This window comes from Mycobacterium sp. THU-M104, from assembly GCF_049197365.1.
Lineage (GTDB): Bacteria > Actinomycetota > Actinomycetes > Mycobacteriales > Mycobacteriaceae > Mycobacterium.
Map to the genome: position 1 here is coordinate 1 of NZ_JBMIOP010000102.1, position 10,708 is coordinate 10,708.

A 10,708-nucleotide genomic window follows, 5' to 3' on the forward strand; every position below is an offset into this window, starting at 1 on the left:
ACTGTGCTCAGCGCTACTTTTTTCGCGTTTCGGCGCTGCCACCGCAGTCTCGACACCCCAGCGAACGGGCCCGACGGATTAACGGGCAAGACCGCTAGTCCCGCCCAGTTCTGGCCGAACCGAAGTCCTCAGCGAGCATGCCAGGGAGAAATCAACCAGCGCAGCAGCAACGTCACGGCCGAAATGGCCGTCCGTAGCGGCGAGAGCTGCTGTTTCTCAGGCACTTCAACTCTTCCACCGCCTCCCTCCATGCGCACCGCGACACCGTAACCGGCCTTTCTCACGGCCGCGCACAGGTCCGCTACGTCGATACCCGGATCGGCCTCGACCCTCGCCACCCTGGCTCCGAAGTCGACCGACGCCCGCACTCCGTCGATCCTGTTCAGCGCCTTCTCGACGCGCCTCGCGCATGCACCGCACGACAGGCCTTTCAGGTCGAGTTCGACTCGCCCGGTTTCCGCCCTACCGGGCCCGGTTACTGCCACTTCAGTCAAGGCCGTTCCTTACTGTCGCGCCGCGTTGATGTTCTCCCGCCTATTGGTCGTCAAGTGGGCGCGCCGAGTTCCCGCGGGCCGAACCTCGGTGTTCGTCGCACTCGCTCGTTGCATCGCCAGGTGCCATGAGGCCGTCGAGGCCGCTTTCGACCACGGGCCTGTCGCACGCGCCGATCGAATCCACCCAACGTCCAGATCCGGCTTCCTGAACCGTATTTCGATCTTCGCCGATAGGTGGCGAAACCTCTCCGACGCGAAGCTCAACTTCGGCCAGGCTCAAAGCATCGTGAGCAGTTCCACATCGCTTCCCTGCGCAAGAGAAACAACGGCTGCGTCGAAAGTGACAAGGCGAACTCCCCTGCGGCGCGCGAGAGTGAGCAGGTGTGCGTCAGTCACTTGGCGGTACCCGACCATGGTGGGTACGTCGTCGTCAATGAGTGACACGTCGTCAGTAAGGAACCGGTGGCCATCAGCCCCGCGCAGGGAAGCAAGGACATTTCGCGCATCGGCCAACCCGATCGGGCTCGGAAGCACCTTTGGGTTGGTAGATACGCGAACGAAGCCGCTTTCTGTCATGGGGCAGGTCGCCCAACCCTGCGATGCATTGGCGGCAAACCACTCGCGGATACGCACATGGTGGATGTGGGAGTCCCACGCCAAAGCGACCAGCGCGTTGACGTCGAGCAGCGCCATCGTCGGTGGTCAGTCCTCGTCGAGCGCACGTCGGACGGTTTGGGGGGTGATCGGCGGCGTACCCGACGGCACACGGATGACCGGCAACCCATCGGCGGTCGCGACGCGCGCGGGAGTGAGACCGCGGCGGGCCAACTCGGAGATCACCGCGCCCAGGGACCGCCGCTCGCCGGCTGCGAGTTCACGTGCCGCAGCGACGACGTCGTCGTCGATGTCCAGGGTTGTTCGCATGGTGTGATGCTATCGCATCAACGCATCAGTAGTTGCCGGTCCGACTGCTCTTTTCCTCGACCAAGCTCCCGCGCCGGCCAACCGCCCGCATCCAGCCGAGAAATGGCGCGTGTCAGCGGCGGCGCGTACCGACAAACACCTCGCCGAGGACATCCAGGGCCGCGGGCACCACCCGGTAGTACGCCCATTTGCCGCGCTGCGTCCGTTCCAACAGACCCGCAGCGACCAGAGTCTTGAGGTGATGCGACACCGTGGGCTGGGACAGTCCGACCGGCGCGGTCAGGTCGCACACGCATGCCTCGGCGCCGTCATGGCCCGCAATCAATGACACCAGCCGCAGCCGGGTCGGCTCGGCCAACGCCTTGAGCACGCCGGCCAGCCGCTCGGCGGTCGCCGCGTCCAGCATGCCGTCGGTGATCGGGCTGCAGCACGCAGCAAGGTCGGCCACCGGCCGCGAGTCGTCGCGTTCGGTGAGGGACGTGGTCGTGGCGGGCATGGCCCCAGTGTGACACACATTGACGGTCATCGATTAGTCGTGCAGACTGAACCCATAGATATCCGTCGATGGAAGGAGTGGGTCGAATGACTACCGAACACAACGAGCTGCGCGATCAAGTTCGGGCAAGCTACGGCGCCGCCGCCACCGCGGCGCGTAGCGGTGACATCAACAGCGACGTGCTGACCGCCGCGAGCTGCTGCGGGTCAAGCGACTCGGCCGATGTTGGGACCATCTTCGGTGCCGGCCTCTACGGCACCGACGAGCATTCCGAGATTCCCGCCGAAGCGCTCGCGGCCAGCTTGGGCTGCGGTAACCCGACCGCGGTCGCCGACCTGCACCCGGGCGAACGGGTGCTTGACTTGGGTTCCGGCGGCGGCATTGATGTGTTGTTGTCAGCGCGCCGGGTCGGCCCCCAGGGGTTCGCCTACGGCGTCGACATGACAGACGAAATGCTCGCGCTGGCCGAGGACAACAAAGCCAAGGCCGGTGCCACCAATGTCGAGTTCCGCAAGGGCACTATCGAGGACATCCCGCTGCCCGACGCCGCCGTGGACGTGGTGATCTCCAACTGTGTGATCAACCTGTCGGCCGACAAACCGGCTGTGCTCGCCGAGATGTTCCGGGTCCTGGTACCCGGCGGACGGATCGGGATCTCCGACGTCGTCGCCGAAGACCAGCTCAGCGCGGCGCAGCGCGCCGAACGCGGCTCCTACGTCGGCTGCATCGCCGGAGCGCTGTCCCACCAGGAATACCTCGACGGGCTGGCCGCAGCCGGATTCACCGATGCCACAGTCACGTTCACCCACGAAGTCGCCGAAGGAATGCACGGCGCGATCATCCGGGCAACCAAACCCACCACGTCCACACAATGAGGCAACCGCACCGACAACGATCGCGCTGCGAAGCCGGCACCACATCACGTTGACAGATGGCGGCGACGACGTCGCCGCCATCTGTCAGGACCCTGATCACCGCACTCTTGACGGCACCCAAAACCTCCACATCAATCGCCGATCCGTCCAAACACGCTGCTTTCCAACGCGTCAGCGTGACCTCTCGGCCGGTGATGCCCATCTCCGCCGGGCGGCCCGCCAACGGAGTCGACCTGGTGCGCCCGCGATGGCCACCGGGGTGCACAGAAAAATCTGCACAGAAAGATCAGTGGGCTGGCGCGGAGCAACCGCACCAGCCCACTGCCACGTTTGGAGTTGCTTAGACGGCAGTAACTCCTACTGCCTGAGGCCCTTTGGCGCCTTGCGCAACCTCGAACTGAACACGTTGGTTTTCCTCGAGCGAACGGTAGCCGTTCCCCTGGATCTCCGAGTAGTGGACGAACAGGTCTTTCGCGCCGTCGTCCGGGGTGATGAAGCCGAAGCCCTTCTCACCGTTGAACCATTTCACAGTCCCCTGTGCCATTTACTTTCTTCTCTCATTTCAAATGCGGACATACCTAAAACATCCGCGCGATCAACCTAGCACGCGCCGTGCTGTTTATTGACAACTGCTGTCGCGCTGCGGCGACGAACCCGGGGAGCGGGCCGGGCGGCGACTACGCCTGCGGCCGGCGGAACCGGATCGACGAGGCTGCGGCGGACGCTGCTGCGACGAATGCGCAGGGACTGCCGTCTTCGGCACGGAAGCCCGATACGGCGCCATGTCACCAGCCACCGCGTTCACGGCAGCCGAGTCGACGGTGACCTCTTGCGGTGTGACGCGGATGCCCGCGCGGCGCATCAATGCATGCGTGTCCTTGCGCTGCTCGGGCAGGACGACGGTCACGACGTCGCCGGCATTACCGGCCCGCGCGGTTCGTCCGGACCGGTGCAGATAAGCCTTGTGCTCGGCGGGCGGGTCGATGTGCACGACCAGTTCGATGCCGTCAACATGGACACCGCGCGCGGCGATGTCAGTGGCCACCAGCACTCGCGCGTCACCGGCACTGAAGGCGGCCAGATTCCGGTCACGCGCGGGCTGAGACAGGTTGCCGTGCAAGTCGACAGCCGGGACACCGGATTCGGTCAGCTGCCTGGCAAGCTTGCGCGCCTGATGCTTGGTGCGCATGAAAAGGATGCGGCGACCAGAGCCGGAGGCGAGCCGGTGGACCAACTCCTTCTTGGCCTGCGCGTCCGAGACGTGGAACACGTGGTGGGTCATCTCGGGTACCGGCGAGTCGGAGCCGTCGACGGAGTGCAGCACCGCATCGCGAAGAAACCGATTGACGAGCTTGTCGACGCCGTTGTCCAGGGTCGCGGAGAACAGCAGCCTCTGGCCGCCCATCGGAGTGGCCGCCAGGATGCGGGTGACGCCGGGGAGGAAACCGAGATCGGCCATGTGATCGGCTTCGTCGATCACCGTGATCTCGACCGAGTCGAGACTGATCAGACGCTGTCTCATCAAGTCTTCGAGCCGGCCCGGACAGGCCACGACAACGTCGACCCCAGACTTCAAGGCCGTCACCTGCCTGCTTTGCGACACCCCGCCGAAAATCGTCGTCACGCGCAGCCCGTTGGCAGCCGCCAGCGGTTCCAGGGTCGCGGTGATCTGGGTGGCCAGCTCCCGGGTCGGGGCCAGGATCAGACCCGTCGGGTGGGACGGGCGGCGCCGGTGTCCGGCCAGCCTGCTGACCAGAGGAATCGAGAAGGCGAGCGTCTTGCCGCTGCCGGTCTTGCCGCGGCCGAGGACGTCCCGGCCACTCAGTGTGTCGGGAAGTGTTTCGATTTGGATGGGAAACGGATGGCTGATCCCGCGGGCGGCGAGCACTTCGATGAGTGGTTCGCGCACGCCGAGATCGGCAAAAGTCATGCCTGTGGTCACTTGATGTCTTTCAGCATCGGTGCTGCCGAGTTCGCGGCGACATGCGCGCGTTCGATCAGCACGAAATGGCGAGATTGCCGGTGGGCAAAATCGATCGCCGCGATACGAACTGCGCCGGATTCAGTGCGCCGACCCTCGATCGGGACGGGCGCCGGAAGGATGAAGAAGCGTTTCACGACGTGTCGGCCACCGCAGGGCAACCGACGTTGGTATCAGCGTAGCGCATGCCGGCCCGGTGTGCGCCGAGTGCGCCGCTCCCGCGAACCTGAGCGCGACACCCGCCCGCCGGCCTGTACGGTTGAACTCATCGCCCGCTAGCGGTCATCGCGAATCGTCGGAGCACGAGAAAAGAGAAGTGTGCGGTTCGATCCTCGCCGACCGCCGATGCGGACCAGCCTGCCTACTTCATCTTAAGGACACGTATGGACAACTCGAAACTGTTTTCGCACCCAGAAGCGCCCGAATACATCGTCTCGGGCGAGGACTCCGGAAAGCCGGTCGAAAACCCGGTCTTCTCGGATCGCCCCAGCGGCGACGCCGGCGCGCGGGCCAAACAACGGTAGTGAGGACAATCGACGCGGAGTCGGCCCGTTCCGGGCCGCGCCCAGCAATATTGGGACCGTTGGATCGCCCGAGTCGTCGTCGCGGCAGTCATCGGTCGGCACAGATGTCGCTGTTCAGAGATTTCGCGCGCTTCGCGGCACCGCATCGCTGACGCGGCGGGCTGCCGCGCATGCGATCCGTCACCTTTTGACTGCATAGTTTGCAGTTTGTGCAACTATAGGGCGCTATGGCCAATCAGATCGGTCTACGTGAGCGCCGCCGCCGCCAGACCAGCATGGATATCCGGGATGCCGTCGTGCACCTGGCCAGCGAACGCAGCTTCGACAGGGTGACGATCGACGAGATCTGCCTCGAGGCCGGCATCTCGCCCCGCACCTTCTTCAATTACTTCCCGAACAAAGAGTCTGCGATCGCCTACGGCCCCTCCGACATACCCCCCGAGCTCGTCGACGAATTCGTCGCGGCCGGCCCCGCGCCCTATTCGGTGGTGCTGGCGGAGCTGATCGCGCTGGCGGCCCACCACCTCCGCGACGCGCCGCCCAAGCGTGAGCAGGCCGTGTGCATGTTGCAACTCGCCAAGACCACGCCCGCGGTGCTGGCGGCTTTCCTCGCCGATCTGGAACGGTTCCAAACCCACCTGACCGATGTCGTCGCACGCCGCCAGGGGATGCGGCCCGACGACGAGGTGCCCGCGATGATCTCCGCCCTTGCGTTGACGGCTGTGCGTTCAGGCATCGAGCGCTGGTCGGGCGGCACGCCCGAGGATGCCGAGGACACGCCGATGCCCTACGTCGAACGCGCCGCCGCGCTCGTCAACAGCATCTTCACGCAGTGACCCAAAACACGGTCAGAGAAGTTGCATAGTCTGCAAAGTATGCACAAAATGTACTAGCATCCGAATGCGGTGTCGCAAAACGGGCCAAGCGAGAGTTTTCCCGCGAATCCCGTGGTGACGCAAGCGATCAGAGAAGCCCCCGCTATCTCCCGCGGGCCACCCCGACGACGTCCACAGCACTACTGCGCGACGAGGAAGGAAAGCACCCGGGTGCAGATATCGAAGGTTGTGCGCCACGCGTGGCTGCCACTGTTGGTCACGGCAGTCGTCGTGGTCGGTGGCTTCACCGTGGCACGGGTCAAGACGTTCTTCAGGGCCCAGGACACCGGCGTGCTGACCAGCCCGCGTCTCGACGAATCCAAGCCGTTCAAGCCCAAGGTCGTCAAATACGAGGTATTCGGTTCGGCCCGCCGCGCCAACGTCAACTATCTGGATCTGTCCGCTGACCCGCAGCGGGTCGACGGTGCACCGCTGCCGTGGACGCTGGTACTCAGCACGACTGCCCCCGCCGTCTTCCCCAACATCTCGGCGCAAAGTGACGGCGACCAGCTGGGGTGCCGGATCACCATCGATGACGAAGTCAAGGACGAGAACGTGACCACCGGCGTGCACGCACTGACCTTCTGCTTGGTGAAATCAGCATGAGCAGACACCTCGATGACACCGCTCCCCTCGCGACACACGCTGAGCGGCCTGCGATCCCGCGTCTCATCCGGAACTTCGCCGTACCCGTGATTCTCGGCTGGATCGCGGTCATTGTGGCGCTCAACGTCGCCGTCCCCCAGCTCGACGAGGTGGGCAAGATGCGCTCGGTGTCGATGGCACCCGACGATGCGCAGTCGGTCGTCGCGACAAAACGCATGGGCGCGGTGTTCGACGAGTACAAGTCGAACAGCTCGGTGATGATCGTGCTGGAGGGCCACAAGCCCCTCGGCGACGCAGCCCACGTCTACTACGACCAGATCGTCAAGAAGCTTGACTCCGACACCAAACACGTTGAGCACGTTCAGGACATGTGGAGTGATCCGCTGACCGGGGCGGGCGCGCAGAGCAGCGACGGCAAGGCCGCCTATGTCCAGGTCTACCTGGCCGGGAATCAGGGCGAAGCTCTGGCCAACGAGTCGGTCGAGTCCGTCCAGAACATCGTCAAGAGCATCCCCACCCCCCCTGGGGTCAAGGCGTATGTCACCGGGCCCGCGGCGCTGATGGCGGATCAGCACGAAGCCGGCGACCGTAGCCTGCAACTCATCACGGCGGCGACCTTCACGGTGATCATCGCGATGCTACTGCTGGTCTACCGCTCGATCGTCACCGTGATGCTCACGTTGTTGATGGTCGTGTTCGAGCTTTCAGCCGCGCGCGGAATGGTTGCCTTCCTGGGCTACTACAACATCATCGGGCTTTCCACGTTCGCGACGAACTTGTTGGTCACGCTGGCGATCGCAGCCGCCACCGACTACGCGATCTTTTTGATCGGCCGATATCAGGAGGCCCGTTCGGTCGGCGAATCCCGAGAAGACGCCTACTACACCATGTACAAAGGCACCGCACATGTCGTTCTCGGTTCGGGCCTGACCATCGCTGGCGCCACGTTCTGCCTGCACTTCACCAACCTGCCGTACTTCCAGACGCTGGGCATTCCCTTGGCGATCGGCATGGTGGTGGTCGTCGCCGCAGCGCTGACGCTTGGTCCCGCAGTCATCTCGTTGGTAACGCGCTTCCGTAAGACCCTGGAGCCCAAGCGAGCTCAACGCATTCGAGGCTGGCGCAAGGTCGGAGCTCTCGTCGTCCGGTGGCCCGGGCCCATACTGGTGATGACGATCATGGTCGCGCTGGTGGGCCTGCTGACCCTGCCGGGTTACCGCACCAATTACAACGACCGCAACTACCTTCCCGCGGACCTGCCTGCGAACGAAGGCTACGCCGCTGCGGACCGTCACTTCTCCAAGGCACGCATGAATCCCGAAGTGCTGATGATCGAGAGCGACCACGATCTGCGCAACTCCGCCGACTTCCTGGTCATCGACAAGATCGCCAAGGCGGTCTTCCGGTTGCCCGGAATCGGCCGCGTGCAAGCCATCACCCGGCCGGAAGGCACGCCGATCGAGCACACCTCGATCCCGTTCCAGATCAGCATGCAAGGCGTCACCCAGCAGATGAACCAGAAGTACCAGGAAGACCAGATGGCCGACATGCTCCACCAGGCCGACATGATGCAGACGACCATCAACGACATGACCAAGATGCAGAGCATCACCACGCAGATGGCCGACAACATGCACGTCATGGTCAGAAAAATGCACGAAATGACCATCGACATCGCCCAATTACGGGACAACATGGCGGATTTCGAGGACTTCTTCCGGCCCGTCCGCAGCTACTTCTACTGGGAGAAGCACTGCTACGACATACCGGTGTGCTATTCACTGCGATCAGTGTTCGACGCCCTCGACGGCGTCGACACGATGACCGACGACATCCAGAGTCTGCTCCCGGTGATGGACCGCCTCGACGCGCTGATGCCCCAGATGGTGGCGCTGATGCCTTCGATGATCGAGAACATGAAGGCCATGAAAACGACGATGCTGACCATGTATTCGACGCAGAAGGGGCTGCAGGATCAGCAAAAAGAGGCGCAGAAGAACGCCAGCGCCATGGGCAAGGCGTTCGACGCGTCCAAGAACGACGATTCCTTCTACCTGCCGCCGGAGACGTTCAACAATGCCGAGTTCAAGAAGGGGATGAAGAACTTCATCTCGCCCAACGGTCATGCTGTGCGCTTCATCATCAGCCACGACGGCGACCCGATGTCGGCCGAAGGCATCGCGCATATCGACGCGATCAAGAAGGCCGCCTATGAAGCGCTCAAAGGCACGCCACTGGAGGGCTCGAAGATCTATCTCGGTGGAACCGCGGCAATGTACAAAGACCTCCGCGACGGCAACACCTATGACCTGTTGATCGCCGGGATCGCCTCGCTGTGCCTGATTTTCATCATCATGCTGATCATCACGCGAGGCGTCGTGGCCTCGGCGGTGATCGTGGGCACCGTCTTGATCTCGCTGGGCGCGTCCTTCGGGCTTTCGGTGCTGATCTGGCAGCACCTCATCGGCATCGAGCTGCACTGGATGGTGCTCGCGATGTCGGTCATCATCTTGCTCGCCGTCGGTGCCGACTACAACCTGCTGCTGGTGGCGCGGTTCAAGGAAGAGATCTACGCCGGGCTGAACACCGGAATCATCCGCTCGATGGGCGGCACCGGCTCGGTCGTCACATCGGCGGGGCTGGTCTTCGCCTGCACGATGATGACCATGGCAGTCAGTGAGCTGACCGTGATCGGCCAGGTGGGCACCACCATCGGCCTAGGCCTGCTCTTCGACACGCTGATCGTCAGGTCGCTCATGACCCCGGCGATCGCCGCGCTGCTGGGCAAGTGGTTCTGGTGGCCGCAGCGGGTCCGGCAGCGGCCGAAGCCCTCCCCCTGGCCTGACCCGACTCAGAAGCCGACGCCGGCCGAGCCGCGCGAATTGGCATCGAGCCTGCGCTGAAGTCGCCGAAACTGCGCCCAGCGTGTACTCCCGGTCCTCGCCGCAGCGCTGGACGCAGTCTCGATGCGAGGGCGCGGGTTCAGGTGACCCATTCCGGTCGCTCGCCGACATCGGCCGCGGCGAAGTCCTTGTGCCCCAACCCGGCCGTGGTGCCGCCGTCCACGACGAACTCCGAGCCGGTCGAATAGCTGGATTCGTCGCTGGCCAGGTAGACCACCAGGTGGGAGACCTCTTTGGGTTCGGCGGCGCGGCCGAGCGCGGTCTGGAAGAGGTCCTCGGGGACCCACTCGGTCATCGGCGTCTTGATCAGGCCGGGGTGGATCGAGTTCACCCGGATGCCGCTCGGACCCAGTTCCAGCGCGGCCGATTTGGTCAGCCCGCGGACGGCGAATTTGGTTGCGGTGTAACCGTGGCAGGCGATGGTTCCGGCCATGCCCTCGATAGAGGAGATGTTGATGATCGAGCCGCGTCCCGCTTCCTTCATGGGTTTGACCACGGCGCGGATGCCGAGGAACACGCCGGTCAGGTTGATGTCGAGGATGCGCTGCCACTCGGAGAGTTCGTAGTCCTCGAGGGTGCCGATGTTGATGATGCCGGCGTTGTTCACCAGCACGTCGACACCGCCGAACTCGGCCAGCGCGGTGGCGACCGCCGCGGCCCACTGCTCGGGACTGGTCACGTCCAGGTGCACGTAGCGGGCCGCGTCACCGACGTCGGCGGCGACCGCCTTGCCCTCGTCGTCGAGGATGTCGCCGAACACCACCTTGGCGCCCTCGCCGACGAGCATCCGCACGTGCGAGGCGCCCATCCCCCGGGCGCCGCCACTGACGAGCGCGACCTTTCCCGCCAACCGTTGTGCCACCGCATGTCTCCCGTCGTGTCGGAGGAATGGTTAGCACCATACAGACGCACGACGATGTATGGCCAGCTTCGAGCTAGTGGTCTCGCCCGTAAGTTCGTCGGGGGTTGTTACCAGACGCCGCTGGTGCCGAGTCTGCGCTGGCGGCGTCGAGACTGTGCTCAGCGCTAC

General features: G+C 64.2%; 13 protein-coding genes. 5 read left to right on the forward strand and 8 right to left on the reverse strand.

Features of this window, described 5'->3' with window-relative positions:
• Positions 1 to 128 precede the first annotated feature (128 nt).
• The 4 genes from ACOJVU_RS09320 to ACOJVU_RS09335 form a co-directional block, all read right to left on the reverse strand.
• Entirely contained in the window at positions 129 to 485 is a 357-nt protein-coding gene (locus ACOJVU_RS09320; RefSeq protein WP_421529522.1) for a heavy-metal-associated domain-containing protein, read from the reverse strand.
• Between the two features lie 285 nt (positions 486 to 770).
• Entirely contained in the window at positions 771 to 1,187 is a 417-nt protein-coding gene (locus tag ACOJVU_RS09325) for a type II toxin-antitoxin system VapC family toxin (protein ID WP_343709425.1), read from the reverse strand.
• 9 nt (positions 1,188 to 1,196) lie between these two features.
• Positions 1,197 to 1,418, reverse strand: coding sequence for an antitoxin (locus tag ACOJVU_RS09330; protein ID WP_343709424.1), 222 nt, complete (start codon positions 1,416 to 1,418; stop codon positions 1,197 to 1,199).
• 112 nt (positions 1,419 to 1,530) lie between these two features.
• Positions 1,531 to 1,914, reverse strand: a complete 384-nt coding sequence (locus ACOJVU_RS09335; RefSeq protein WP_421529513.1) for an ArsR/SmtB family transcription factor — start codon at positions 1,912 to 1,914, stop codon at positions 1,531 to 1,533.
• A gap of 86 nt (positions 1,915 to 2,000) precedes the next feature.
• Here ACOJVU_RS09335 and arsM point away from each other — a divergent pair, with 86 nt between their 5' ends.
• Positions 2,001 to 2,789, forward strand: coding sequence for an arsenite methyltransferase (arsM, locus tag ACOJVU_RS09340; RefSeq protein ID WP_421529514.1), 789 nt, complete (start codon positions 2,001 to 2,003; stop codon positions 2,787 to 2,789).
• 340 nt (positions 2,790 to 3,129) lie between these two features.
• On the opposite strand, the gene ACOJVU_RS09345 is transcribed toward arsM, so the two are convergent.
• From ACOJVU_RS09345 to ACOJVU_RS09355, 3 genes are all read right to left on the reverse strand, one after another.
• Complete coding sequence (locus tag ACOJVU_RS09345; RefSeq protein WP_144954743.1) at positions 3,130 to 3,333, reverse strand: cold-shock protein; 204 nt, start codon at positions 3,331 to 3,333, stop codon at positions 3,130 to 3,132.
• A 75-nt stretch (positions 3,334 to 3,408) separates the two neighbouring features.
• Positions 3,409 to 4,731, reverse strand: coding sequence for a DEAD/DEAH box helicase (locus ACOJVU_RS09350; protein ID WP_421529515.1), 1,323 nt, complete (start codon positions 4,729 to 4,731; stop codon positions 3,409 to 3,411).
• Positions 4,728 to 4,907 (reverse strand): hypothetical protein, encoded by a 180-nt coding sequence (locus ACOJVU_RS09355; protein ID WP_421529516.1) that lies wholly within the window; start codon positions 4,905 to 4,907, stop codon positions 4,728 to 4,730. The genes ACOJVU_RS09350 and ACOJVU_RS09355 overlap by 4 nt, the downstream gene beginning before the upstream one ends.
• A 246-nt stretch (positions 4,908 to 5,153) precedes the next feature.
• Between ACOJVU_RS09355 and ACOJVU_RS09360 the strand changes: the two genes are divergently transcribed.
• The 4 genes from ACOJVU_RS09360 to ACOJVU_RS09375 all read left to right on the forward strand — a co-directional run bounded on the left by ACOJVU_RS09360 (position 5,154) and on the right by ACOJVU_RS09375 (position 9,678).
• Complete coding sequence (locus ACOJVU_RS09360) at positions 5,154 to 5,294, forward strand: hypothetical protein (protein WP_421529517.1); 141 nt, start codon at positions 5,154 to 5,156, stop codon at positions 5,292 to 5,294.
• A gap of 227 nt (positions 5,295 to 5,521) precedes the next feature.
• Positions 5,522 to 6,130 (forward strand): TetR family transcriptional regulator, encoded by a 609-nt coding sequence (locus ACOJVU_RS09365; protein WP_421529518.1) that lies wholly within the window; start codon positions 5,522 to 5,524, stop codon positions 6,128 to 6,130.
• Between the two features lie 210 nt (positions 6,131 to 6,340).
• Positions 6,341 to 6,775 (forward strand): MmpS family transport accessory protein, encoded by a 435-nt coding sequence (locus ACOJVU_RS09370; protein ID WP_421529519.1) that lies wholly within the window; start codon positions 6,341 to 6,343, stop codon positions 6,773 to 6,775.
• Positions 6,772 to 9,678, forward strand: coding sequence for an RND family transporter (locus ACOJVU_RS09375; protein WP_421529520.1), 2,907 nt, complete (start codon positions 6,772 to 6,774; stop codon positions 9,676 to 9,678). The genes ACOJVU_RS09370 and ACOJVU_RS09375 overlap by 4 nt, the downstream gene beginning before the upstream one ends.
• Positions 9,679 to 9,757: 79 nt before the next feature.
• Here ACOJVU_RS09375 and ACOJVU_RS09380 read toward each other — a convergent pair whose 3' ends face one another.
• Positions 9,758 to 10,540 (reverse strand): SDR family oxidoreductase, encoded by a 783-nt coding sequence (locus ACOJVU_RS09380; protein WP_421529521.1) that lies wholly within the window; start codon positions 10,538 to 10,540, stop codon positions 9,758 to 9,760.
• Between the last annotated feature and the right edge of the window lie 168 nt (positions 10,541 to 10,708).